At 44.3% G+C, this 24,829-nt stretch carries 26 protein-coding genes; 3 read left to right on the top strand and 23 right to left on the bottom strand.

Features of this window, described 5'->3' with window-relative positions; all coding sequences use genetic code 11:
* Positions 1-37 precede the first annotated feature (37 nt).
* The 10 genes from hutI to H9649_RS11740 form a co-directional block, all read right to left on the bottom strand.
* A complete protein-coding gene (gene hutI / locus H9649_RS11785) occupies positions 38-1,291 on the bottom strand; it encodes an imidazolonepropionase (RefSeq protein ID WP_191695095.1) in 1,254 nt (417 codons plus the stop codon).
* On the bottom strand, positions 1,288-2,961 hold the full coding sequence (gene hutU / locus H9649_RS11780) for a urocanate hydratase (protein WP_191695094.1): 1,674 nt from the start codon (positions 2,959-2,961) through the stop codon (positions 1,288-1,290). The genes hutI and hutU overlap by 4 nt, the downstream gene beginning before the upstream one ends.
* 180 nt (positions 2,962-3,141) lie before the next feature.
* Positions 3,142-3,852: an ABC transporter permease gene (locus tag H9649_RS11775; RefSeq protein WP_191695093.1), complete on the bottom strand. Its 711-nt coding sequence runs from the start codon at positions 3,850-3,852 to the stop codon at positions 3,142-3,144.
* A complete protein-coding gene (locus H9649_RS11770) occupies positions 3,849-4,652 on the bottom strand; it encodes an ABC transporter ATP-binding protein (protein ID WP_318241685.1) in 804 nt (267 codons plus the stop codon). The genes H9649_RS11775 and H9649_RS11770 overlap by 4 nt, the downstream gene beginning before the upstream one ends.
* 55 nt (positions 4,653-4,707) lie before the next feature.
* Positions 4,708-5,466 carry an ABC transporter permease gene (locus tag H9649_RS11765; protein ID WP_191695091.1) on the bottom strand — a complete coding sequence of 253 codons (759 nt, stop codon included), beginning with the start codon at positions 5,464-5,466 and terminating at the stop codon, positions 4,708-4,710.
* A complete protein-coding gene (locus H9649_RS11760; protein WP_191695090.1) occupies positions 5,463-6,206 on the bottom strand; it encodes an ABC transporter permease in 744 nt (247 codons plus the stop codon). Before H9649_RS11760 ends, H9649_RS11765 begins: the two co-directional genes overlap by 4 nt.
* Positions 6,203-6,916: an ABC transporter ATP-binding protein gene (locus H9649_RS11755; RefSeq protein WP_191695089.1), complete on the bottom strand. Its 714-nt coding sequence runs from the start codon at positions 6,914-6,916 to the stop codon at positions 6,203-6,205. The genes H9649_RS11760 and H9649_RS11755 overlap by 4 nt, the downstream gene beginning before the upstream one ends.
* Before the next feature lie 92 nt (positions 6,917-7,008).
* Positions 7,009-8,016 (bottom strand): HAMP domain-containing sensor histidine kinase, encoded by a 1,008-nt coding sequence (locus H9649_RS11750; RefSeq protein WP_191695088.1) that lies wholly within the window; start codon positions 8,014-8,016, stop codon positions 7,009-7,011.
* Positions 8,013-8,690 (bottom strand): response regulator transcription factor, encoded by a 678-nt coding sequence (locus H9649_RS11745; RefSeq protein WP_191695087.1) that lies wholly within the window; start codon positions 8,688-8,690, stop codon positions 8,013-8,015. The genes H9649_RS11750 and H9649_RS11745 overlap by 4 nt, the downstream gene beginning before the upstream one ends.
* 141 nt (positions 8,691-8,831) lie before the next feature.
* Entirely contained in the window at positions 8,832-10,253 is a 1,422-nt protein-coding gene (locus tag H9649_RS11740) for a helix-turn-helix transcriptional regulator (protein WP_191695086.1), read from the bottom strand.
* Between the two features lie 82 nt (positions 10,254-10,335).
* On the opposite strand from H9649_RS11740, the gene hutG reads away from it, so the two are divergent.
* Both hutG and H9649_RS11730 read left to right on the top strand, forming a co-directional pair.
* Positions 10,336-11,280: a formimidoylglutamase gene (gene hutG, locus H9649_RS11735; RefSeq protein ID WP_191695085.1), complete on the top strand. Its 945-nt coding sequence runs from the start codon at positions 10,336-10,338 to the stop codon at positions 11,278-11,280.
* A gap of 62 nt (positions 11,281-11,342) precedes the next feature.
* Positions 11,343-11,582: a hypothetical protein gene (locus H9649_RS11730; RefSeq protein ID WP_191695084.1), complete on the top strand. Its 240-nt coding sequence runs from the start codon at positions 11,343-11,345 to the stop codon at positions 11,580-11,582.
* A gap of 1,182 nt (positions 11,583-12,764) precedes the next feature.
* Here H9649_RS11730 and H9649_RS11725 read toward each other — a convergent pair.
* The 10 genes from H9649_RS11725 to H9649_RS11680 form a co-directional block, all read right to left on the bottom strand.
* Entirely contained in the window at positions 12,765-13,373 is a 609-nt protein-coding gene (locus H9649_RS11725; protein ID WP_191695083.1) for a protein kinase family protein, read from the bottom strand.
* A 466-nt stretch (positions 13,374-13,839) separates the two neighbouring features.
* Positions 13,840-14,766 carry an ArsA family ATPase gene (locus H9649_RS11720; RefSeq protein WP_191695082.1) on the bottom strand — a complete coding sequence of 309 codons (927 nt, stop codon included), beginning with the start codon at positions 14,764-14,766 and terminating at the stop codon, positions 13,840-13,842.
* A gap of 14 nt (positions 14,767-14,780) precedes the next feature.
* Complete coding sequence (locus tag H9649_RS11715) at positions 14,781-15,038, bottom strand: cory-CC-star protein (protein WP_191695081.1); 258 nt, start codon at positions 15,036-15,038, stop codon at positions 14,781-14,783.
* Between the two features lie 17 nt (positions 15,039-15,055).
* Complete coding sequence (locus H9649_RS11710) at positions 15,056-16,798, bottom strand: carbon starvation CstA family protein (RefSeq protein ID WP_191695080.1); 1,743 nt, start codon at positions 16,796-16,798, stop codon at positions 15,056-15,058.
* Positions 16,799-17,133: 335 nt separating this feature from the next.
* Positions 17,134-18,144, bottom strand: coding sequence for a GTP 3',8-cyclase MoaA (gene moaA / locus H9649_RS11705; RefSeq protein WP_191695079.1), 1,011 nt, complete (start codon positions 18,142-18,144; stop codon positions 17,134-17,136).
* Positions 18,125-18,718: a molybdenum cofactor guanylyltransferase gene (locus H9649_RS11700; RefSeq protein ID WP_191695078.1), complete on the bottom strand. Its 594-nt coding sequence runs from the start codon at positions 18,716-18,718 to the stop codon at positions 18,125-18,127. Before H9649_RS11700 ends, moaA begins: the two co-directional genes overlap by 20 nt.
* Positions 18,718-18,951 carry a molybdopterin converting factor subunit 1 gene (gene moaD, locus H9649_RS11695; RefSeq protein ID WP_191695077.1) on the bottom strand — a complete coding sequence of 78 codons (234 nt, stop codon included), beginning with the start codon at positions 18,949-18,951 and terminating at the stop codon, positions 18,718-18,720. Before moaD ends, H9649_RS11700 begins: the two co-directional genes overlap by 1 nt.
* A complete protein-coding gene (locus tag H9649_RS11690) occupies positions 18,951-19,394 on the bottom strand; it encodes a molybdenum cofactor biosynthesis protein MoaE (protein ID WP_191695076.1) in 444 nt (147 codons plus the stop codon). Before H9649_RS11690 ends, moaD begins: the two co-directional genes overlap by 1 nt.
* Positions 19,381-19,893 carry a molybdopterin-guanine dinucleotide biosynthesis protein B gene (gene mobB / locus H9649_RS11685; protein WP_191695075.1) on the bottom strand — a complete coding sequence of 171 codons (513 nt, stop codon included), beginning with the start codon at positions 19,891-19,893 and terminating at the stop codon, positions 19,381-19,383. The genes H9649_RS11690 and mobB overlap by 14 nt, the downstream gene beginning before the upstream one ends.
* Positions 19,890-21,146 (bottom strand): molybdopterin molybdotransferase MoeA, encoded by a 1,257-nt coding sequence (locus H9649_RS11680; protein WP_191695074.1) that lies wholly within the window; start codon positions 21,144-21,146, stop codon positions 19,890-19,892. The genes mobB and H9649_RS11680 overlap by 4 nt, the downstream gene beginning before the upstream one ends.
* A 67-nt stretch (positions 21,147-21,213) precedes the next feature.
* Between H9649_RS11680 and moaC the strand changes: the two genes are divergently transcribed.
* Positions 21,214-21,705: a cyclic pyranopterin monophosphate synthase MoaC gene (gene moaC / locus H9649_RS11675; protein WP_191695073.1), complete on the top strand. Its 492-nt coding sequence runs from the start codon at positions 21,214-21,216 to the stop codon at positions 21,703-21,705.
* Between the two features lie 16 nt (positions 21,706-21,721).
* On the opposite strand, the gene H9649_RS11670 is transcribed toward moaC, so the two are convergent.
* The 3 genes from H9649_RS11670 to H9649_RS11660 are packed head-to-tail and all read right to left on the bottom strand — an operon-like array spanning position 21,722 to position 24,818.
* A complete protein-coding gene (locus H9649_RS11670) occupies positions 21,722-22,225 on the bottom strand; it encodes a MogA/MoaB family molybdenum cofactor biosynthesis protein (RefSeq protein WP_191695072.1) in 504 nt (167 codons plus the stop codon).
* A gap of 15 nt (positions 22,226-22,240) precedes the next feature.
* Entirely contained in the window at positions 22,241-23,260 is a 1,020-nt protein-coding gene (locus H9649_RS11665; RefSeq protein ID WP_191695071.1) for a ThiF family adenylyltransferase, read from the bottom strand.
* Between the two features lie 46 nt (positions 23,261-23,306).
* Entirely contained in the window at positions 23,307-24,818 is a 1,512-nt protein-coding gene (locus H9649_RS11660; RefSeq protein WP_191695070.1) for a nitrate/nitrite transporter, read from the bottom strand.
* Positions 24,819-24,829: the final 11 nt, after the last annotated feature.

Genomic DNA, 24,829 nt, shown 5'->3' with positions numbered 1-24,829 from the left:
CCGCGAATGAAATCTGAACTTCATTCACGGCCATTTCTTACCCTACAACGAGTAATCCCTTTTTCCACACCTTGTCGACATGGTTCACGCCGAACAAATACTGCAGTTCCTGGTAGTTACCGATGTCCCACATGACGACATCGCCTTGCTTACCAACTACGAGTGATCCGACTTTCGCTTCCATTCCAATTGCACACGCTGCATTCATCGTCGCAGCGACGAGGGCTTCAGCAGGTGTCAATCGCATGGAAATACAAGCTAAGTTCATGACGAGCGGCATAGACGTTGTCGGTGATGACCCTGGATTACAGTCTGTCGAAATCGCGACCGCAACACCTTCATCTACCATCTTCCGCCCTTGTGCTGCATCCTCACGAAGGAACAAAGCCGTTGCCGGCAATAAACAAGCGATCACGCCCGCTTCCGCCATTAACTTAATCCCTTCATCAGACGCTTTCAATAAATGCTCAGCTGAAATGGCACCGACTTTAGCCGCAAGTTCCGCACCGCCATACGATTCAATTTCATCCGCATGGATTTTCGGAGTCAACCCGAGTTTCTTTCCAGCTTCTAAAATCCGTTCAGACTGTTCAGGTGTGAAGACGCCAACTTCACAAAATACATCGTTGAAAACAGCTAGCTTCTCTTCAGCTACGACCGGCAGCATATCATTGATGATACTATCAATGTATTCATCTTCTTTGCCTTTATATTCTAACGGGACAGCATGCGCTCCCATGAACGTCGAAACGAGGTCAATCGGATGGTTTTCATTCAACCGTTTTGCTGCACGTAATTGTTTTAATTCCGTTTCCCAATTTAAACCGTAGCCACTTTTTCCTTCAACGGTAGTTACACCGTGCTTCAAGAAAGAATCGAGCCTACGTGATGATTGCTCCACCAGTTCATCTTCCGTCGCTTCACGCGTCATCCGGCTCGTCGCATGAATACCGCCACCCGCATTCATAATATCCATATACGTAGCACCTTCAAGCCGCATTTCAAATTCACGTTCGCGGCTGCCTCCGTACACGACATGGGTATGCGGATCGACGAGACCTGGCGTGACTAAACGTCCTGTCGCATCGATAATATCTGCTTCCTCCGCACGGTCGCCGAATTGCTTTTTCAATTCTTCCGTCGTACCGATTGCTTTGACGATACCGTCTTCAATCCACATACTTCCATCTTCAATAATGCCTAAGTCCGACATCTCTTCACGTTTACGCGGCGCATCCTTGCCCGCAATTGTCGCTAATTGTGCTGCATGTTGTATCCAAACCGGTTTCAAGAATGGTCACCTTCCATCATCGGGATGTTAACCCCTTTTTCTTTTGCTGTTTGAATGGCCAAATCATATCCTGCATCTGCGTGTCGAGCAATGCCCATACCTGGGTCAGTCGTCAATACGCGTTCGAGGCGGGCTTCCGCTTCCTTCGTACCATCGGCAACGATGACCATACCAGCATGTTGTGAATACCCCATGCCAACTCCGCCGCCATGATGGACAGACACCCAAGTTGCTCCACCGACTGCGTTAATCATTGCGTTCAAGATCGGCCAATCTGAAACGACATCCGAGCCATCTTTCATCGCTTCTGTTTCGCGGTTTGGCGATGCTACGGAACCTGAATCGAGATGATCCCGTCCAATGACGATCGGCGCACTTAATTCACCACTTGCGACCATATCATTGATGATCTTACCGAAACGTGCGCGCTCCCCGTACCCGAGCCAGCAAATCCGAGCCGGCAATCCTTGGAACTGAATCTTCTCCTGCGCCATCTTGATCCAATTACATAAATGCGTATTGTAGCTGAATTCACGCAAAATCACTTCATCTGTTTTACGAATATCTTCTGGATCTCCTGATAGCGCCACCCAGCGGAAAGGCCCTTTACCTTCACAAAACTGCGGACGAATATACGCCGGAACGAATCCAGGGAAATCGAATGCCCGCTCGACACCTTCGTCTTTTGCGACTTGGCGAATATTGTTCCCATAATCGAATGTGATCGCGCCTTTGTCCATCATGTCAATCATCGCTGCAACATGTGTCGCCATAGAAGCTTTTGAACGCTTCACATATTCTTCCGGATTGGAATCGCGAAGTTCGTCTGCCTGTTCGAGCGACATCCCTGAAGGTATATAGCCGTTTAACGGGTCATGTGCGGATGTCTGATCCGTCAAGACATCCGGATTGAAGCCGCGTGCAATCATTTCAGGCAGAATATCCGCCGCATTCCCAAGTAATCCGATTGATAAAGCCTTTCCTTCTGCTTTCGCTTCTTCAGCCAGGCGGATTGCTTCATCCAAAGAATCCGTTTTAACATCCGTATAACGCGTCTCGATACGGCGATCGATACGTGTTTCATCCACTTCTATGCCGATACAGACACCGCCCGCCATCGTTACCGATAACGGCTGCGCGCCACCCATGCCTCCAAGACCAGCCGTTAATGTAATCGTCCCTTTCAATGAACCACCGAAATGTTGCTTTCCAAGTTCCGCAAATGTCTCATACGTCCCTTGCACAATTCCTTGCGATCCAATATAAATCCAGCTACCTGCAGTCATCTGTCCGTACATCATCAAGCCCTTCTTATCAAGCTCGTGGAATGTATCCCAGTTTGCATAAGCAGGTACAATATTGGAGTTCGCGATCAATACACGCGGTGCATCCGTATGGGATTTAAATATCGCAACCGGCTTCCCTGATTGAACTAATAACGTTTCATCATTCTCAAGCTCTTTTAAAGAACGAACGATAGCATCAAAACTCTCCCAGTTACGAGCTGCCTTACCGATCCCACCGTAAACAACGAGCTTGTCAGGATGCTCCGCAACATCTGGATGTAAATTGTTCATCAACATGCGAAGTGCAGCCTCCTGTTGCCAACCCTTCGTGTGCAATTCCGTACCTGTATAGTGAATAACCTTATCTGCTGTATCCGCTTTCATTTTCAATCAACCTCCCTTTCGTTACTATCATTCTATAGGGAAAGTTCAGTTAATGTTTTATAGAATAATTGCTTTATTATACTTTATCTCATTCTTTAGTTGGTTTTTACACCTTATTAACCGACTATATATAAATCACTAAATACGTAATGAAATTTTGTTGCATTGTGAGAGTACCTCTCATTCCCGCCTTTTAAACAATGCCAACGTCACTGTATATCCACCCACCACATACACCAAGATCCAGAGCGCATCCACCCAATAGCCGTTCGCGATCACATAAGGCGTTTCATCAGTGAAGTGGCGCATAACCTGGTGAATTGGCGGAAACAGCAGCAATATCCACTGAAAGAAATGCGCCATTTCCACAATCCCTTCCTTCGCCAACGAAACAACGATGACAAGCATGGAAGAGAGCCACGCAAATCGTTTGGACTCAAGCTTTGTGATTGAGAAGAAAGAACCGATCAACATGCCAAATACCGCAGCCACCAAATGTCCCAAAACAGCAACAATGAATTGTACAGACTGAATCGGCTCTTTAAACATGGAGAATATCAGCGGATACAAGATGGCGATCGCCCCAAGCACAAGTGCTGCAAGGAAACAGACGGCCCATTTCCCTAACAAATACGCATGTTTGCTCTTTAATTGAACGAACAACAAGTTTTTCTCTGTCGCTGTCTCCAATGAAAACACATTCATCGCCACCCACGTCATGACCAGATACAACGACACGCTCGTAATCACGTAGCTACTCATAATCGGTACGCCGCTATATGTATAGAAAATGACGATCCAGGCGACAAACATGGTAACAGGCGGGATGAATGTCAACGATCGCAAATAGCTTTTCAATTGGTAATGAATAAATCCTGCACGGATCATCATTTATTCCTCACTTCCAATATGGAACAGCCCATGCCGAGCAGTTTTCGGAGCATGTCATCACTGCTGTCTTGTTCCACCGTAATAACCGCCGTTCTGCCATTCATTTCAATCTGGCCAGCGGGAATGAACATCATCTTCTCACCGGCTGGGATCATTATATGAATCTCCTTTTGCCGCTTCCTGCGCACCGATTGACCAACAGTCGACACTTCTCCCGTCTCGATTTGCAGCACGTGGGTCGCAAGCTCAGTAATCGGCCCATCCTCATGCGCCGTAAAAATGATAGCCACCGTTCCACAAAATGACTGTAGCAGTCGGATAATCGCTTCCTGTGATTCCTGATCCAGCCCTGTAAGCGGCTCATCTAACAGAAGGAGGTCCGGCTCCATCAGCAGCGCTTGAATGATTCCCACCTTCTGCTTGGTCCCTTTCGAACACGCAGCGATTGGCTTATTTTCAAATGGACTTAAGCCGAACAGATCCATATATTCCATGATTCGCGCTTCACAATCCTTCACCGTTCCATGGAAGGAAGCCGTCAACAGCAGATACTCTTTCACCTTGAAGCGAATGTCCTCCGGAAAATGCTCCGGAACATATCCGATATACTTCGTTTGCCGACGGACCTCTCCAGCCGTAGGTTCATAAATTCCCGCCAACATCTTTAGCAAGGTGCTTTTCCCTGTGCCATTACCACCTCGTACAAATAAAATCGTATCCCGCGTACACGAAAAAGAAATATGCTCAAAGATCTGGCGACCCCCTATTACCTTCCCTACATCCGTAACTTCCACAACCACTTTCAATTCTATGCCCCCTCGAACTTGCTTTACTGCTACATGCTAGAAACGAACATTAGGCATCCCGTTTCCGGTAAAAAACAATAGCTATCGCCATAAAGATCAGTGTCCATCCCACAGCAATACCTGTCCCTTGCATCGGGGTAAGAACCTTTACTTCATTAGAAAAAGTTTCCATATACATATAAGCTCCTGCCGCATCAGGGAAATAATTATGAACACGAGGCAGAAAATCACTCATTAATGGACTCACAATGAAATAATAGCCTAGCAGCACCACCAAAGCAGGAGTGGTACGTCTTAGTAAAGCTCCTACAGCAGCACTAAGAAGGGTCGTTACGGTCAGATAGCCTGCCGCCCCTACTACTGTCTGTATCATGGTGTTTATTCCAATCCCTGCTACTGTATCTTGCATCATCAGAACAGTATATAGGACACCTGAAGCAGTAATTACCAACGCCGCAGGAAATGTGAAAACAGCCAATGCCAAATGCTTCGAGATTAATTGCAAGCCGCGCCAAGGTATTGTCGTTAACGTAGTTTGAACCTGTCCACCCGTATACTCCGAACAAGTAGCTAAGATACCAAGAATAATGAACCCTGCCTGAAGATATATCATTGAAGCAAGTCCTATGTTCAATACACTTTTCGTATCTGCTGCCCCTTGTAGACTAGCAGAAGTAAAAGCTGCGGTTAAAACTAAATTAATAATGAATGTAGCTACAAAAGTGCGCCATATCAATGGCATTGTAATTAATTTATCCAGTTCAGCGCTAAGAATTCGTGTTGTTTTTCTACTAGAAGAGACACTCATGATGCAACGTCCCTCCTATGAAATACAATTACTGCAATAATGAAAAGAACGGCTACCCAAGCAAACATGATTAAACCGCCTGTGAATGGGGTGTGAAATCCGTCGCTCATAAACATATTCGAGCCAGCTATATCCGGTAAGTAAAACGCTAACTTTGTAACCTTAGAAAGTAGGTAAGAGACTGCAACAACAGATGAATTTATAATGAGAACAGTAAGTGGAATAATGCCATTCTTTGTTAGAATCGTAATTCCAAATGCTAAAAGAGCAGTAAATGTCCAGTAACAAACTACGCCGATAAGTTTAGGCGCTTCAAAGGCAGGAGCGTATTCACCAAGAATAAGATTTGTTGCTGACACAGTCGTTAGAATAGCAACAATGGAAAGTAGTATGCCGATCACTGTTACAGCACTTGCTTTTGCCAGCAAAAAGTGGAAACGGGATGAAACAACGGTTAAACTTGTTGTAATCTGATTCCCTCCACCAGATTCACTGCTCTCTGTCAAATACTCACTGCTGACAGCAAGTACCCCAAGAATAATGATACCTTGCACACCAAGAGCTAATCCTATATAGCCAACTTCCGATAGTCGTGTGCTAACTCCAGCTATAATCTCCTCTTTTTGTGCTGTACTGTCCAAGGCAGCAATGACCGCAGGGACAAATGCTCCAATAAGAAAGGCAAGCCAAATCCCCGGCAGGGAGAACAATTTAGATAGTTCCGCGTTAAATGCTCTCATACACCATCACCGTTGTTTTTAGAAGTCAGGGCAAAAAAGGCTTCCTCCAGCGTGGAATGATTACCTATTACTTCTTCCAATGTTCCATCTGCAACGACTTTTCCATGATTAATAATCACCACATCATCAACAGTCTCTGCAAGCTCTCCCATTAGATGACTGGATAGTAACACCGTTTTTCCAGACTCAGCACGTTCGCGTAAAAATGTCCGAATCCAACGAATTCCTTCTGGGTCGAGCCCGTTTACAGGTTCATCTAACACCAATATTTCCGGATCACCAAGTAGTGCTGCTGCCATTCCAAGTCTTTTCCCCATACCAAGGGAATAAGTTCCGACTCTTTTCCCAGCTACATTCGTAAGCCCTACTATTTCCAGAACTTCCTCGACACGTGAGTGAGACAATCCTGCGGCACGAGCAATCCAACGTAAGTGTGCCCGTCCTGTTCGCATACGATGAGCTCCAAATCCATCAAGTGCAGCGCCTACTGTCGCCAGAGGATTCTGTAATTCTGCGAATGGCACTCCATCAATTAGTGCACTCCCTGATGTGGCACGATCTAATCCAAGTAGGATGCGAAGTGTAGAACTTTTACCTGCCCCATTGGGACCTAAAAAACCAGTTACTCTTCCTGGTCTAGCTTTAAAACTGACACCTGATAAGATTTCTTGATTTCCGCGATGTTTGACTACGTTATTAATTGTGAGCAACCATAACACTTCCTTTCTGCTATGGCTCTCATTATAAAGAAGCAAAGTAACACCGCGGTTATCATGTAGTTTAATTCTAGGTAAACTTTAGGTTAAGCTCTTCCAATAACTACGCTTGTACCATTTTCATTTGATGCATAGTCAGCTTTCAGCCTCATTTTTTTCAACATATAATTTGAAGCCGATAAACCGATTTCCGCTCCACTCTCATAGGAAGAGTGATCCATACCTGGACCTCTGTCCGCAACAATGATCTGTTCTTTTTCTACATCAACCACAATGTTTGCATATTTCCCCTCTGCTGCATGGCGAAGGATATTCTGAAATAAATTGTCCAGAACCCGTGTCAGCCATTTAGGATCTGCTTCCCAATAAAACGTCTGCTCGGTTGGTAAATCAATATCGAACTGAATTTCTTTCTCTTCAAATACAGGATACCACGCAGCAACAGATGCTCTTACTAACCGTCCAATATCTGTTGAAATGGGTTGAAAAGGATCTTTCCCTGATGTAAGTATTGTATAGGAAAGTAAATCATCCATAAGATCTCCGACTCTTGTAATCGTATGGTCCATCTCTGTTAATGAGTTTTGTCCTTCTAGACTCATTGATTCTTTATTTAATCTGGTGGCATGTCCTCTCAAAATGGTAAGCGGCGTTCGTAAGTCGTGAGATAAATTCGCAATGAGTCGATGGCGTAATAATTCCTCTTCATATTCACGCTTGCGACTGTCTTCAAGCTGCTGAATCATCCAATTAAAAGAACTTCCTAACTGGTCTATTTCATCCACACGATCCATTGGAACAGATATTGGTTTAGGAAATGAGTTAGTAGTAGCTGAAAAAGACATGACTTCCTGTAAGCGGGTGAGACGTTTGCGTAATCTCAAGAAGAAAAGCCAAGAGATGACAAAAAATGCGACAATTATAAAACCTAACAAAAGTAGTATGAAATAAAATTGATGTAAAATAAGATTTTCTTCATTAATACCCGAAAATCCAACGGGCATAAGAAGAGAAATAAACACAATTGGAGGAAAAAAGATAAAGAGAAAATGTCCTATTAGAAAATGACGAAATAATGATCTAGTCTTTTTCATAGTTTCACCCGATAGCCTATTCCCTTCAACGTTTCAATAATTTCCAAGGAATCTGGTTTACGTTCCAACTTTTGACGCAGTCGACTGATATGCACCATTAATGTTTTATCACCAGTTATATAAGTTTCTTCCCAAATCGCCTCATAAATTTGTTCTTTCGGCAAGACGCGATTAGGGTGCCGCAAGAAATACATTAAAATTTGATGTTGCTTCCTCGTCAATATAATTTCTTCTCCAGTGTGTTTGTCGTATATCATTTGTGCTTCTAGATCTACTTCAATATGATTTCCTAATGAAATGCGTTCGGAATATGTACCACTACTTCGGCGTATTAACACTTCTAATCTTGCAACTAATTCATCTGTATGGAAGGGTTTAGTTAAATAGTCATCAGCAAATTGTAAACCATCCACTTTATCATTTATCGATGTCCGAGCAGATAAGAGCAAAATAGGTACAGCAGGAGCTGCCTTTTTTAATCTTTTGCCAACAGTAAATCCATCTAAACCGGGTAGCATAATATCCAAGATAACTATTTCATGCTGATTTACAACTTCTTCGGCACCTTCACCAGAAAGCAGCCACTTAACTGAAAATCCTCGCTGTTCTAATTCCTCTTTGACCCAACTCCCTATTTTCTCATTATCTTCTATATACAACACGCTTCTTTTCAATTGACATACCTCACTCTAAATTTCAAAATTATCTTGCATTATACCATAGGACTCTAATTGCAAAGCTACGTTGTAAGAGTTGAATAATAGGATGGCACTTTTATATTTCCATCTTGGTAATTTATTACCTCTTATACAGTCTCATTTGATTCGATATTGATAAGGCGTAATTCCTGTCTCCTCTTTAAATCGCTTACTGAAATAGGTAGCATGACTGAACCCGGTCGATTGGGATACATCGGCAATAGCCAAGTCAGTCTCTTTCAATAGCCGTTTTGCCTCAGCAATGCGGATTTCAAGCAACGCATCGCTGAAGGACTTCCCTGCTTCACTCGCATACTTTCGGCTTAATGTACTTTTATGGATTTTTAATTCGTCTGCACATGCCGCCAAGTTCCAGGAAGTATCCCAGTAATTAGCATTCATGCGCTCTTGCACTTTTTCGACCAAGTTCCCTTCCCTTTGCATTTTACCTTCGGACGTTTGAAGTAATTCTGCAATGAACGCAATGAAAGACTGGATAATATCGTACATGACCGCTTCACGGATGACCGTTTGAAAGAGTGAATGATACGCTTGCTCGATTGCTTGCGATTTCATTGCTTTCGTTGTCATATACCTTCGAACTTGTGCAAGGATGCTCGTCAATCGGACACGTACCATTTCGGGATCAGGAAACGGGGATTCAACTGTCAGAAAGTCCTGTTCCATCCACTGACGAATATTCGCCATTTGCCGTTTTTCAAGCATTTCTATCCATTTTCGTTGCTCGAGCGGCGACAAAAATGGATCCATCTCCCGCCAATGAAGTTCTTCCTGTTCAATCGATAAAATGTCGTACCCATCATAGAAAATCCTTTCATGCAGACGGCGCATCTTTTTATAAAGCACGCGGTAATTTGTACGACTTTCATCTGCATGCAAATAGATTGTCAGCAGCGCATCCGATTGTAATTTCCATTGCGAATAAAAGATTGTATATGCTTCTTGAAGAGTGTCTAGCTCTTTCAATTTATGGACGACGAGGACAAAATCCGAAAATGGGAAGATATCATAAACAGTCGGAAAATCATGCATGTCCAGTTCGCGGACGAGATGGTCGAGTTCGTCGATACGCGATGGCGCGATTAAACTTACTAGCACTGGTGTTTGAACTTCGGTTTCGCCGATGAGCAGGTTTTCATATGTCACCATGTCGGTACGTTGTTGAACGGGTCTAGTAAGTTGCGCCGATTCGTTCCGCCAACGGAAACGAATTTGTTGGACTTGTCGAATGAGTCTATCAGGTTGGAAAGGCCGGAATAGAATGTCTTCCGCTTTTAAGGATAGAGCTTTGTAAACGGTTTGGAATGTCCTTTCGGATGAGATGCCAAGCCAGACGGCGTGTAGTGGCAGTTCGAATTCAGCGTTCAGCAACTGCATGTCGATGATGTAGAGGTATGCGTCGGTGGGTGGATTCGTAGGGTCGGCAATTTCCACTTGTACATCCGTCCATTGTGAGGTGAGGAGCCATTTGAGTCCTTGTGCTTCGAGCGGGTCTTTAATAAGCAATACTATTTTCATAAAATCGCCTTCCTCTAAATCGGTTGTTGGAATAATCATAATCTAGCGATATACTGTTGGCAAGGAGTCTACTTTAGAAAGGATGAGCTGTGTGAGTGAATCAATATGGACAGGCAGGATAGATGATGCAGTGGATCGTACAGCTTTCCGCTACCATCAAGTCGTGGAAATGATGGATGTATGCGAAGCGAAGGATTCGTGCGCAATTGTTGGATTTGAATGTGAGGAAGGGGTTCGGCGTAATAAAGGGCGGTTAGGTGCAGCACAGGCTCCCGATGCATTACGGGGAGAGCTTGCGAAGTTGCCATGGCGTTTTTATGAAAGTGGGCGGCTTGTCGATGTCGGCAATATTGCCTGTGTCGGTGAAGACTTGGAAACTGCGCAACAACAATTAGGCGATGCAGTAAGTACGTTGTTATCGAACGGATCGACGCCGGTCATTTTAGGTGGCGGACATGAGACATTGTACGGGCATTATCTAGGGGTGCGGGAGTTTCTTGGTACAGATGTCTCTCTAGGGATTGTTAATATCGATGCCCATTTCGATTTGCGTCCATATGATGAGCAGACTTCCTCTGGTACGATGTTCAGACAGATTTTAGAACAAGATATGAATGCGGGGTATTTCGTCGCCGGTATCCAGCGGTATGGCAATACACAGGAGCTGTTTGATCGGGCGGATGCACTTGGTGTTGAGTATGTGCATGAAGATGAAATGATCACTGGAAAGCTTGGGGAATTGATGAATTCACTGGATGCATTTATGGACAAGCATGACGCGGTTCTACTTACATTATGTACAGACGTCGTAAACGCAGCGTTTGCGCCAGGTGTGAGTGCCCCCTCTCCATTCGGATTGGAACCGACGACTGTGCGTGAAATTATACGTAAAGTTGCTACACATGAGAAGACGCATTCATTTGATATTTGTGAAGTGAATCCTTCATTGGATGAAAATGGTCGTACTGTGAAGCTCGGCGCTCATTTTGTGAATGAAGCGATTGCTGGGTTTATGAGGAAGTTATGAGGAAATGATAAAGCCCGCAAGTTGGATTAACCGGGGCATTTTCTTGAATTAAGGAGAGAAGTATGAAAGATAAAATTCTTATTCTGGTAAATGCTATTATGATATTTGCTGTTTGGTTGTTTGCATCTATCTTTCTGTCGGGAACAGATGATTGGTGGTCCTTATACACTTTAAATATGGATGAATTATCTCCTTTTAATGTGGAGGTGTCTTGGCTAAAAATATTTATTTTTGGATGCATTTCTCTAATAACTTCTTTTATTCTTGTTAAGCTAAACCCTAATGGAAACAAAAAACATTAATTTCTCTTTTCTACAAAAAAGGGTGATTATTGCATATTTTTTGCTTCAATCGGTCTAATTCAAGAGAAATTATATGAGATTGTGGGGGAGGTATTGCATCTTGGGTTTTGTCCTAATATTTTTAACTATATGGATTTGTAGCTTTGCGATAGGTAGGATTTTTAGTCGTTTTTCCAAAACATACTGGAAAAATGATTTAGTTATTTCTTTTGCACAGTCCTTAATTATCACAACAATTTTAGTTTTTATTATGTAGATATCTTGGTTGAGTCAATTCAACTAATGAGTGTAGTTTTTTTGGTGCTACGCTCTTAGTTGATTGGAGTGGAAGCCGTCGACTCCAGGAGGATTAACGAAAGCCATTACGTTGAATGGCTTTTGCGAGACAAGCGCTATCTTTTCGAGCATCCTAAACTTTAATATAGATGACTTTAGCAAACAAAAACAAGTTATTAGATGCCAGTTAATTACACTAATCAAGTACCCTCTTTGTTTAAAAGAACTGTAAGTACTGCAACAATAGTACAACTGCTAGAATAATGATACCGACAAACTTATACTCTTTCCACATGAAAAAGAGATTAATAATCCCAGTAAATATAAATAAACCAGCTCCAATATATTGTAGAGCACTTAAATCCATTACGTCGTTTAAAAAGAGAAGGAAACAAGCAATAGCAAAAAGTGAAAGTACAATTCTACTTTTTTTCTTTGTATAAAAATTATTTTCTTCACGTTCTAATTTTTTAGATCGGAAGTATTCAATACATTCTCCTACAATTATTACTATAAAAAGTATAATGTAGAGAGTATTTGAGTCGAAATTCATATCTCACGCTCCTATAAACAGTAAAAAACGCATTAAAAGTTGCAATGCGATTTATGTACTTTTTTGTGCAGCTACTCTATAACGGGCTTCTTTTACAGCTGTAATCTATAATTATAGCACTCTCTAATAAATAGTCTAAACTTTCCTCTAACTCACTTTCAAACTCAATATTGTTAGCGATTTGCTCTTCTTTTGATAAATACTTTATCTTTAGCAAATGCTGTGGTGCTAGAAGCTGTAGTAAATACCTTTAGAACCGCTTGAACATTGTATGAAGAGTGCTGATATCTCAGCCGTTCTCCCACTCAGTTTCTCGTACTTTTACAGGGTCATCTAATTCTCAATTTACACGTTTAATTTCGATAGTATGGTATAAGTCCCTTTTTATAAAGGAATGCCACGATATTCAAGAAATGAGCAGGTACTTTCTTGAAAAAGAAACTTTTGCAGTAAAATTGACGATGGGCTTTCTTAAGATTACACCATTGCTTGCAGTCTTTCATTTGTCTATAACGTGCAACATCAATGAGTTTTATCTCGTCATGAGAAGTGATAAAAATATTTCGCAAGTGAATATCAGAAGGATTTAATCCTACATCTGAAGCCAATGATAACGCATAATCAATTTCTTTAAGATGATCTGCTGTAATGATTCTTCCTTGTGACATACATTCAAAAAGTGTATAACCTTCAATGTAATCTATGACAATATAATTCGGCCCTGATTCATAAATAGATGGGAAATAATGAATACCTTGAAGTGATTTATAAATTTCAGCTTCTTCTTTAGCATTGTACGTATAATCAGGATAGAACACTTTAATTACTTTATTTGATGACTTCATTCTGAAAACAAATGCACTTCTACCTGTTCCTACAAGTTTTAAAGATTTGTCGAAACTAATAAGGCGATTCTTCTTGTTAATAATGACTGACTTTGCAAGTTCTAAGTAAATACTCAAAAGCTAACCTCCAATAACTTTTAAAAAATAAAAAAGAGATGTTATAACCGATTTTGGTCATAACGTCTCTAATAAAAAAAGACCTCACCAAATAAATGGTAAGGTCTCGCAAACAACGATTGTTGCCAGTAAAACCGAGGATTCAAATCCTGTATTGACGACTTTAACTGTATTAGCTACTCCCCTTAGCGGAAGTTGAATATATTTTTTTGTAGATTTACTATAAATTTAAATTACTTAAATGTCAATCCTTCTTCATCAGCAAGAATGTATGCTAACCTCGATTCTTAATTTCAACCGTTAGACCAATTTTCGCGTTAATAGATGAAATGTAATTATTGTTTTTTATACAGATTCCTTAAGTGAAAGTTACTATTTAGCACTTAGTTGTAAGTTTGCGCAGCAAGTAATACGCGCTTGCTATCAGTAAAACACCATATTAAAAACGCTCATTTCTGAGCGTTTTTTACGTTAATTGCTCACTAAACTGAGCCAAATCCTCATAGCTAGTAATATCTCTTTGAAATAAAGGCACATAGAGGATTTCCTGTCGATTGAATGACTGCTTGATCATCTCTACATACTTCCGCTCATGCGCTTTTCGTTCATTCCAAAACTCGCCCTCCACGTGTTCAGGGAGTACTTTATTAACGACGATGGACTTCACTTCAAGCGAATGGCGGTTCAATAATTGTATGGCTTTTTCTGTTTCCAAGATGGGCAGCCGTTCCGGGTTTAAGACGAAAATAAAACCTGTCGTTTGTTCGTCCATTAATAGTTCGCGTACACGGGTAAAACGTTGCTGCCTATGCGCCAACACTTCATAAATCGGGTCTTCCACTGGCTCCCCGTCATTAAGCAGACGCGAATAATTAACATTCGTTTTTTTTCGTTTTTCCAATAAACCATGTATCCACACACCCATCAATTCAGGAAGTGACAACAAGCGGATCGTATGGCCAGTTGGTGCTGTATCGAATACGATTTTATCGTAAAAAGCGCGTTCTTCGAGAATGATGGTGATAAGCTTATCAAACAGTGCTGCTTCATCCGCCCCTGGGGACGCTTTTGCCGTATCCAGTTGACGATGCACTTCTTCCATCATACTGGAGTGTACGACTCCTTTAATATTGTCTTTCACGCCTGCAATATACCGTTCCGTCTCAAGCTGCGGATCAATTTCAAGCGCAACTAACTGCTCCGCAACCTCAACTGGTTTGCCGCCAATCGGTCGACCGAATATATCCCCTACATTATGGGCGGGATCTGTCGAGACTAATAGTGTCCGGTATCCCGATGCGGATAGGCGGTGGGCAATGGCTGCAGCCGTTGTAGACTTGCCCACTCCGCCCTTCCCGCCAACAAAAATGATCTGTTTCGTCAATACGTCCATCGTTTCCCCTCATTTCAGCAACAGCGGATGCCATGCATCGGAGATTTCTCCATGCCCATCCGCAAATGCCAGTCGTGGAATTTTTCGATCATATACGGATAGAGTTCTAATGTATAATAGTACGCCGGGTTCGGTATGCCAATCATCTCGGAATAAAGAAGGAGGAAAAAGAGGTCCTCCTCGTCCCGTAACTCAGCAGCAATTTCCCTTCGATGCGGTAAACTTATGACTTCCTCATAGTACGTGATCAGTTTCTTCAGGGAATCGATCATAGAAATCCCTCCAACGATTAATCGTCCAAGTCCGATGATAGCTTCGGATCATTTTTGCCCGACAAGGCGGAGAATGCCGTCAAGATGATCCAGATTGCAAACACGAAGATGATCGCTCCAAATATGAAGAGTAGCCAATTGGAATTGGACCCAAACCACGACCACTCAAATACGACTTGCTTGAACATGGCAAGTAATGTCATGAAGAGCAGGAAAATCATTGGAATAATCGCCACTAAGTAATTCCGACCTAACCGTTTCAGCCACACTGCAATGAGCAATAAGCTGATACCTGCCAATAACTGATTTGCCGTTCCGAATAACGGCCATAGTAAATAGCCGCCTGACCCGAATCCATTTGGACCTTGTGGAAGAAGTACAAGCGCGGAACTGGATAGAACCGCAACCGATGTCGCCACATGCTTTTTCGCAAGCTTCGGCATGTTGTATTCCATTCCGAGTTCAGCAATGATATAACGCATAAGCCGTACAGATGTATCCAATGTCGTTGCTGCAAAACTGATGACGATAATGGAAACGATTGTCGTTGCAACATCAGCGGGAATGGCCAGGCCCGTAGCCAATTGGCTGGCCCCTTGCACAAACACAGTAAGTCCCGACCCATTCGCCGCACCAAAACTGCTGTAAGTCGCGAGGAACGCGTCTTTATTCGGGAAAAAGGTGATGACTGCAATGATGGAGACAAGCGCTAAAATCCCTTCACCGACTGCTCCAAGATAGCCGACGAAGCGTGCGTCTGTTTCTTTATTCAACTGCTTGGATGAAGTCCCCGACGAAACGAGTCCGTGGAAACCTGATATGGCACCACAAGCGATGGTTATGAATAAAAGCGGAAACCACGAGACATCCGAAGTGGCATTTGTCATTGGCGCCGTAATTGTAGGGTTTGTGAATAACAAGCCCAAATACAGAATACCAAGTCCAACGACTAACTGATGGGAGTTAATGAAGTCACGCGGCTGCAGCAAACGCCAAACCGGCAACGTAGAAGCGAAATAGACATACACCATTAAAATCATGATCCAGATGAAGAATGCAGTCGAAACGGATCCTAGACCGAACAGTCCCGCCCCTTCCGCCCCGCCCATGTATTTAACAAGATCAATTTGCAGAAATCCTACTTTACTCGATACGACCGCTGTAAAATACATGACAGCCAAAGCAATGAGCGAAGGAACAAGCATCTTCTTTTGGCGTTTATAAACGGCAGTCCCAATCCAAATTGCGAGTGGAATTTGGATGAAGACCGGTATAACGCTCGCCGGGAATTTAATGAACAAATTGGAAATGACCCATGCAAATACAGCGTTTACCATTAAAACAAGTATGAGGATGATGAACAAGAACAAGATCTTTGCCCGCTGACCGATTAATTTATTCGCGAGCGTCCCCACTGACTGTCCTTTATTACGTACGGATAGCACTAACGTACCGAAGTCATGGACACCTGCAGCGAAAACGGTACCTAGCACGACCCATAACAATGCAGGCAGCCAGCCCCAATAGACCGCGATTGCCGGACCGAGTATCGGCGCAGCCCCCGCAACCGATGTAAAATGATGCCCCCACAGTACAAACTTGTTCGTCGGGACAAAGTCGACGCCATCTTTGTATCGATGTGCAGGCGTCACGTAATTCGGGTCGAGTTTAAAAATCTTCTCAGCAACAAACTTTGAATAATACCGATAACCAAGCGCAAAAACAACCATCCCCGCCAATGCAACGATAATTGCACTCACTTTCCCTTTCCTCCATTCCGTTTCTATTTACACTCCGTACGGATTTGTCCTCCAGGCTAATCCGATTGAAGGTATTCCCGTTTTTCGTGCTACTACAATCTATTAAAAGGGACAACTACATATGACTTCCTATTAAAGATTGCGCGGAATTCTGTGATTTGCCCGTATATCGATCGGATAATTGTGTATATCAATCGAATAGCGAGTTATATCGATTGAATAATTGTGTATATCGATCGAATAGCAAAATATATCACCACTTCATGACCTTCGTACTACCCACAACGTAAATTTCCACACCAAAAAAGTGCTCCGCCGGCCGCGAAGCACTTCATTCATCCACCTATATAACTCATATTGATCTTCTTCCGGTTTTTCACCGTCTGTTCAGTCCGCTCATCTGAATAGCGATCCGCACGGCGTTCCCACACACCGGTAATTGCCGCAAGCAACTCTTCATCCGTCAAGCCACTGCGAATCAGTTCACGCAAGTCGAATCCTTCTGATGCGAACAGGCATGTATACAGCTTGCCGTCTGAGGAAAGACGCGCTCTCGTGCACGACGAACAGAAAGATTCAGAGACGGAGGTGATGAAACCAACTTCAGCATCCGTTCCTACATACCGGTAACGCTTCGCCACTTCACCGAAATACTCCTCTTCAGAAGTTTGCATCTCGTATTCAGCCGCAAGCCGTTCATAGATTTCCTTCTTCGTCACGACACTTTCAAAACTCCAACCGTTGTCATTGCCCACATCCATGAATTCGATGTACCGCAATGTAATATCACGCTCTTTGAAATACGCCGCCATCGGAAGGATCTCGCTTTCATTGACACCTTTTTTCACGACCATATTCACTTTAATCGTAAAGCCAATCTCTTTGGCACGGTCTATATTCTTCAAAATCAAATCCGGTTTAATGCCGCGACCGTTCATCTCACCAAATATGTCCGGATCGAGCGCATCCAAACTCATATTCAGACGACGCAAACCTGCATCGTATAACGCTTGAGCATATTGTCCAAGCAGCACGCCATTCGTCGTTAATCCTATATCTTCTATTCCATCGATTTTTGTCAGCTTATCAATTAAATCTGGAAGGCCTCTACGCATAAGTGGCTCTCCACCCGTCAGGCGCAGCTTCTTCACGCCGAGTGATGCGAATAGGCGCGCAAACCGTTCCATCTCTTCGAATGAGAGCAACTCACTTTTCGGCAAGAATACATAATCATCCCCGAAAATTTCCTTCGGCATACAATACGTACATCTGAAATTACAACGATCCGTCACGGAAATCCGCAAATCACGTATCGGACGGCCTAATTTATCTAAAATCGGATCCATCTTCCTCAACTCCTTTTAAGATGTCCGGAGTATTCACATTCATCAAGACGTGTTGTGGATTTTCACTTAACGTGATGCCTTCAACCCATTTCACACCAAGCTTTTCTTGCACGTTCATCACTCTCCGCTGTCCGCTTTCAAGTGCCGATCGCAATTCCACTTTCGCCATACCCGACCAAACGGAAACGAGCGGATGCAGTTTCTCTTCCAGTACGACAGCCGTTACGGCCGATTCATGGCGTTCGACCAATCGCCCAATCACTTCACTCGTCATGAACGGCATATCACATGGTAAAACGATATACCGATCAGCTTCCATCGCGTTCATTCCGGATAAAATTCCCGCAAGAGGTCCTTCTCCGGCGACTTCTGCAAGATCTGTCACGACTTGCAATGAATCATTAAACCGTTCGACCAATTCCGATCGAGTTACAATGACCGTTTCATCACAATGCGGTGCCAATGCTTGCATGGCCAACTCGTAAAAATGAACACCTTCCCACTTCGCAAACGCCTTCGGTGAACCATAACGGCTCGATAATCCACCGGCAAGCACGATGCCGATCGTCTTCATCAGCCACCACTCACAGGCGGGATGAAAGCACACACATCACCTGAATAGATCGTATCGTCTATCAACGCATACTCCTCGTTCACCGCAACTTGAATCGTATCAGCTCCGAATCCGGGATACGTCGATTCCGCCCAGTCCAGCAGTTCAGAAACTGTCATGGAATCGCGATCGAGCGTCTCCTGTCCTTTACCCGTCAACTCCCGCAACCGCGCGAAATAATTCACTTGGATCATTATTGTCCAACCCCCTTTTCAGGATACTTCTTCTGTGCACCGATCCATTCTTCCCCGTCTTCCCAAATCTCTTTCTTCCAGATCGGGACGACTTCCTTAATGCGGTCGATCGCATATTCATTCGCTTCGTAAGCCGCTTTTCGATGAGGGGATGAAACCGCGATGACGACAGCGATATCCTTCACTTGCAACTCGCCGATCCGATGCGCAATCGCCACGCGTATGCCAGGCCATTTCGCTTCCATTTCAGCACCAATTTCCGCAAGTTTTTTTTCAGCCATTGGAATATACGCTTCGTACGCTAAATATAACGTCTTCACACCATGCGTCCACTCCCGAACGTTGCCGGTGAAAATCGTAACCGCACCTGCTGCAGGATGCAGGACATAATCCGAATATTGCTGGATATCTATTGGTGTTTCAACAATTTCATACTGTTTCATCGCCATTCCCCTCCTCAACCCATTCATTGAACCATTTATCGATTTCATCATGATCTTCCCGATGGTTTATCCGGTGACACTCAACCTCATAACCTGTACTTCCGATGACCAGCTGCCGACCTTGCAGAAGACTAAGCGTCTGCCAATCTTCTTTGTCTCGGACAAGTATCACTTTATGTCCCTGTTCCTCTTTATACCCTTCAATGAGCAGAATATCCGGATTCCCCGTTGCTGCCATCTCTTTCAGTTGCATGAAATCAGGTTCTTCATTCCAGATGAACTGAACCGCTCCACCACCTGCAACAACTGTCGCATCAGCACCATTATCCAAAAACTGCATCGTATCCGTTCCACTATCGCTCATATCCGGTTTACCGCCATGGCCATGGTGCTTCAGGACAGCGACCTTCAACCCTTTTTCTTTCAATAAACGAATCCATCTCGTAATCAGCGTCGTCTTGCCGCTATTTTTATAGCCAACGACATGGAGCGTCTTCACAATGTCCACTCACTGACGCCAAGTTCGCTGCCGAGCAACAGGATATCGACTTCGTCACTTGTTGCGAAGCCTCTTGTACCACTTGGCAATACGATAATACAATTGCCGCGCGCAATGGATGATACGGCACTGGATTTATTAAAACCTGCAGGCACTGCAACGACTCCTTGTTCCGTGAACCCCCATGAAGCCCGCACGAAACGTGTAAACGGATTCGGCTTCTTGAAATCTTCTCCGAGCGTCGCTTTCATCCTCGGCATATAAGGATTTGTTCCTCCCATCATCCCAACAATCGCTGGTCTTGTAAACAATTCGAACCCCGTGAAGCAGGCGGACGGATTGCCGGATAGTCCGAACAACAGCTTCCCATCAAGCGCCGCAACCGTCGTCACACTGCCCGGGCGCATCGCCACTTTGTTGAACAAAACCTTTGCACCGAGCCGCTCATAGATGGCCGGCAAGTAATCGTAATCACCGACCGAGACCCCGCCTGTCGTAATGAGGAAATCCGTTTCAGCAAGCGCCTGTTCCACGACGAATGCGCACGTATCAAGCTCATCCGCTGCCATCCCGTACGATTTATAGGATATACCCATTCTATCAAGTTGCGCGCGAATCATCGGTCCATTTGAATTACGGATTTTACCAGGTTCAAGTTCGTCGGCTACGTCCAGCAATTCCGTTCCTGTCGACAGAATGCCGACGACGGGTTTAATGGCGACTTCCACGTACGCATAGCCAAATGTTGCAAGCAATGCGATTGTTCCGGGGTGGATGAGTGTTCCTGCTTCAATAAGCTGTTCGCCTTTTTTACAGTCCTCACCTTTGAATGAAATGTTTTCTCCCACTTCAAACGGTTTGCGCAACGTAAATCCATTGCCACTTTCCACTGTCTGTTCAAACATGACGACGGCATCCGCATTTTCTGGGATTTGCGCGCCGGTCATAATGCGATATGCTTCCTTTTCACCGATCGGTCGATCTCCGATGTGACCAGCTCCGATTTCTCCGATAACATGGAACGGCAGGCGGTTGTTGCCTGATGCACCCTCGGAATCGAGCGCACGGATGGCGAATCCGTCGTATGGCGATCGGTCAAAAGGAGGTACATCGTGTTTGGCGATAATTGGTTCAGCCAACACTCTTCCATACGCGTTTTCAAGCGGTACAATCTCCGTACCAAGTTTTGTCACGTGCTCCATGACGAGACGCACAGCTTCAGCAACTTGAATCGGCTTTCTTATTTCAACCATGGGAACCCTCTCCTATCTTCTGATATACTGAGATTAGTAGTAATTTTTACTGAAAGGAATGATAGCAATGTCTGAACTGACGCATTTTAATGAACAAGGACGCGCCAAGATGGTCGATGTCTCCGATAAATCTGTTACAACGAGGACAGCCATCGCCATTTCTTCCATCGTTGTAAATGAACAGATCCATTCGCAAATTACCGAAGGGACGAATAAAAAAGGTGATGTCTTCGCCGTAGCGCAAGTGGCTGCAATTATGGCGGCTAAAAACACATCTTCCCTCATCCCGATGTGTCACCCGATTGCCCTCACAGGAGTAGATGTACATTTCAAATGGCAAATCGATGAAACAATGAACCACTATGAAGTGCATATTGAAGCGGAAGTGAAAACAAAAGGCGTCACAGGTGTCGAAATGGAAGCGTTGACTGCCGCCTCTGCTGCCGCATTGACGATTTACGATATGTGCAAAGCCGCCGGGAAAGAAATGGTCATCGGACCGACAATGCTACTAAAGAAGACAGGCGGCAAAAATGGTGATTTCAAGCGTTCCCTGTAAAAACAGGGTCGCTTTTTTATTTCGTTATTTCGTGAATGATATGATGCAATTCAGGGATGATCAGCTTATCCATCGCCAGTTCGACCGCCTTCGATGACCCAGGCAATGCGAATACGGCCTTCTCGCCAATAATGCCCGCAGTTGCACGGCTTAACAGTGCTTTCGAGCCGACGTCCTCCGTATAACTGAGGAACCTGAACAGTTCTCCGAATCCGTCCAACTTTTTATTGAACAATGGTGCCACCGTCTCGATGGTCTGATCACGTTTGCTAATGCCTGATCCACCTGTGATGATGATGGCCTGGATATCGTCATGCCTCATATAATCCGCCAAGAATGTCATGATTTCTGCAGGATCATCCGTACAAACCTGGTATTCACCGATTCTGTGTCCGGCACTTTCCGCCATCCGGATAATGGTTGCACCACTTTTATCGGATGCCTTATTTCTCGTATCACTTACTGTCAACACACCGATGATAACCGGTGTTGTAGTATCCATTTCTGTTAAATGCGTCATGTCATACATCCCCCTTTATCCAAAAAAGTGATGATATAGCTTCCGTCCTTCATTCCTATCTCGTAATCCGTGAATAAGTAGACGTCCGTTTTGGAAGAGCACACAGCGATAACCGCTGGCATGGAATTCCACAAAGAAAGGGGTCATTTTATAATCCGATCCTAGCCGTTCCGCGAGATGCTTACCATCTGCAAGTGTAAGCGGACGAGTGCTATCAGGAATGATTTGGACAGTGTCCCTTCCGCATAATACGGCATAGTCCGTCCCTTCTGATCGGTCGATGGAAGGATATGTAGGTGTTTCTCCGCACGTTGCACATGCATCTTTTTGCAGACGCGAAATCCCCGCTTCCACTTGTAAATTATTCCATACATCGAAATGGAGCAATTTAGTCATCATCGCTTCATGGTTACCGGTCAACCATTTCAACGCTTCTGCTGTCTGTCTCGCCGCTACAATCTGTACGGCTGGCGCTATAATGCCCGTAGTATCGCATGTTTCATTCACCGCTGGAAGAACTGGCAGCAGGCAACGAAAGCAAGCCGTTTGTCCGGGGATGAAAGGAAATACCGTCCCGGAACTGCCAACACACGCTCCGTAAATCCATGGAATATCCTTATTCCAGGCAACGTCATTGATGAGGAGTCTCGTCTCAAAGTTATCCGTCGCATCCATGATCAAATCTGCAGTTTCCGCCATTTCTAACAATAATGGTCCGTCAATATGGTCGAGTACTGTATGAATCTCACAGTCAGAACGAATTTCCTTCAACCGTCGCTCCGCCGCCACAACTTTCGGCGTACCTTCTAGCGCGTCCTGCTCCGTAAACAATTGCTGCCGCTGTAAATTGGACATCTCGACATAATCCCGGTCGGCAATCGTCAGTTTCCCGACGCCTGCCCGGACGAGCGTTTCGGAAATGGGAGAGCCTAATGCACCGCAGCCGACGACAACAATATGGGCATCTTTCAATCTCGCCTGTCCTTCGTCACCGATTGGCTTGAACAGCGTCTGGCGGGAGTATCTATTGTCCATTTCTGCTACAACTCCTTATTGTCAATGAAGCGAGGGCTTCCGATCATTACGATCGGCTGCCCTCTTTGGTTGGTGGTGTAATATCACTGAAAGTCCCGACGTAACGTTCGACATCTCCAGCTTGATTTTGCACGGCATTGATGGTCAGCAGTTCTAAATACTCTGTACCGTCTTTGCGCTTGTTCCATACTTCACCTTGCCAAGAGCCCTTATCACCAATGATGCTCCACATTGTCGTATAAAATTGTTTTGTCTGTCTGCCCGAACTGAGGACGTTCGGATTGCTGCCAATCACTTCTTCTTCAGTATACCCTGTCAGTTGTGTAAATGCAGGGTTGACAGACAGAATCGTGCCCTCTGGATTAGTAACAAGAATACCTTGACCCGTAGAATCGAACACTTCTTTTGCAAGTGACAGACGATCCATATAATACAGCCAGATGACGAGTACGAGACTGACAAGAGCAACTTGTGAAAACGCCATGAAACCGATTGAATACGATCCAGTCATAGAATGGATTGTCGCTAATAATAGCGGCGGGAAGAATCCTCCGAGACCACCCATCATGGATACGATTCCGTTTGCAATACCCGCTTGTTTATTGAAATAGAATGGTACAAGTTTGAAGATGACCCCGTTCCCGATTCCCGCCATGGATGCGATGAGGATACTGCCGACTGTATACAGCCCGATCCCTGGAGAAAACGCCAGGATGATTGCCGCTGCAGTCAGCCCTGCAAAACAACCCATGAGTAAGAATAATGGTTGGAATTTATCCGCAAGCCATCCACCGACTGGGCGCAACAATGTAGCGACAACGATGAATCCAGCCGTACGCATTCCTGCATCAACTTTCTCTAACTCGAAATAGGTTACGAGGAAGTTTGGTAGAAATACGGTGAACGCCACGAACGAACCGAATGTGATGAAATAGAACAATGAGAAGAACCATAGTTTTTCATTTTTGTAGACGCCTTTAATCTGTTCAACGATCGGTGTTTTGCTTTTCACTTCCTGCTTATCACCGAAGATGAAGTTCAACGCTGCAAAAACAAGCAATAGGACCAAGTAGAGTTTTACAGTCATGGACCAGCCAATTTGAGTGGCAATAACAGGTGCAGCAAATGTCGATATTGCAGTTCCGATATTACCCATCCCGTAAATACCATTGACTAGGCCATGCTTTTCTTTCGGATAATACTTCGGAAGCGATGTAACACCGACCGAGAAGACCGCTCCACCAATACCGAGGAACGTTCCTCCGATGATCAATCCGGTGAACGTAGACGTTTCACTTATGTAGAACACCGGAATCAGTAGCAAGATGAAGCTGATCATGAAGATAATACGTGCTCCAAATACGTTTGCATAATAGCCGAGTGGAATCCGTAAAATCGAGCCCAATACGACAGGGACAGCAGTGACGATTGCCAGTTTCTCCGGCGGGATTGCGATATCTTCCGAGATGAATGGCAACAAGGATGATATGAGAACCCATACCATGAAACCGACGACAAGGTTTGCCGTCTGTAACGGCAATTGTACTTTTTTAATCATTTAAATCAGCC

Source organism: Sporosarcina quadrami, assembly GCF_014836615.1.
Lineage (GTDB): Bacteria > Bacillota > Bacilli > Bacillales_A > Planococcaceae > Sporosarcina > Sporosarcina quadrami.
The sequence above is the reverse complement of the archived record's forward strand: the minus strand, read 5'-3'. Positions and strand labels throughout refer to the sequence as shown.

What these genes read in the sequence shown, in the direction of transcription:
- hutU (WP_191695094.1), bottom strand. Translation starts at nt 2,961, where the DNA reads ATGAAAGCGGATACAGCAGATAAGGTTATTCACTATACAGGTACGGAA.
- H9649_RS11775 (WP_191695093.1), bottom strand. Translation starts at nt 3,852, where the DNA reads ATGATGATCCGTGCAGGATTTATTCATTACCAATTGAAAAGCTATTTG.
- H9649_RS11765 (WP_191695091.1), bottom strand. Translation starts at nt 5,466, where the DNA reads ATGAGTGTCTCTTCTAGTAGAAAAACAACACGAATTCTTAGCGCTGAA.
- H9649_RS11760 (WP_191695090.1), bottom strand. Translation starts at nt 6,206, where the DNA reads ATGAGAGCATTTAACGCGGAACTATCTAAATTGTTCTCCCTGCCGGGG.
- H9649_RS11750 (WP_191695088.1), bottom strand. Translation starts at nt 8,016, where the DNA reads ATGAAAAAGACTAGATCATTATTTCGTCATTTTCTAATAGGACATTTT.
- H9649_RS11740 (WP_191695086.1), bottom strand. Translation starts at nt 10,253, where the DNA reads ATGAAAATAGTATTGCTTATTAAAGACCCGCTCGAAGCACAAGGACTC.
- hutG (WP_191695085.1), top strand. Translation starts at nt 10,336, where the DNA reads ATGAGCTGTGTGAGTGAATCAATATGGACAGGCAGGATAGATGATGCA.
- H9649_RS11730 (WP_191695084.1), top strand. Translation starts at nt 11,343, where the DNA reads ATGAAAGATAAAATTCTTATTCTGGTAAATGCTATTATGATATTTGCT.
- H9649_RS11720 (WP_191695082.1), bottom strand. Translation starts at nt 14,766, where the DNA reads ATGGACGTATTGACGAAACAGATCATTTTTGTTGGCGGGAAGGGCGGA.
- H9649_RS11715 (WP_191695081.1), bottom strand. Translation starts at nt 15,038, where the DNA reads ATGATCGATTCCCTGAAGAAACTGATCACGTACTATGAGGAAGTCATA.
- moaA (WP_191695079.1), bottom strand. Translation starts at nt 18,144, where the DNA reads ATGGATCCGATTTTAGATAAATTAGGCCGTCCGATACGTGATTTGCGG.
- H9649_RS11700 (WP_191695078.1), bottom strand. Translation starts at nt 18,718, where the DNA reads ATGAAGACGATCGGCATCGTGCTTGCCGGTGGATTATCGAGCCGTTAT.
- moaD (WP_191695077.1), bottom strand. Translation starts at nt 18,951, where the DNA reads ATGATCCAAGTGAATTATTTCGCGCGGTTGCGGGAGTTGACGGGTAAA.
- H9649_RS11690 (WP_191695076.1), bottom strand. Translation starts at nt 19,394, where the DNA reads ATGAAACAGTATGAAATTGTTGAAACACCAATAGATATCCAGCAATAT.
- H9649_RS11680 (WP_191695074.1), bottom strand. Translation starts at nt 21,146, where the DNA reads ATGGTTGAAATAAGAAAGCCGATTCAAGTTGCTGAAGCTGTGCGTCTC.
- moaC (WP_191695073.1), top strand. Translation starts at nt 21,214, where the DNA reads ATGTCTGAACTGACGCATTTTAATGAACAAGGACGCGCCAAGATGGTC.
- H9649_RS11670 (WP_191695072.1), bottom strand. Translation starts at nt 22,225, where the DNA reads ATGACGCATTTAACAGAAATGGATACTACAACACCGGTTATCATCGGT.
- H9649_RS11665 (WP_191695071.1), bottom strand. Translation starts at nt 23,260, where the DNA reads ATGGACAATAGATACTCCCGCCAGACGCTGTTCAAGCCAATCGGTGAC.
- H9649_RS11660 (WP_191695070.1), bottom strand. Translation starts at nt 24,818, where the DNA reads ATGATTAAAAAAGTACAATTGCCGTTACAGACGGCAAACCTTGTCGTC.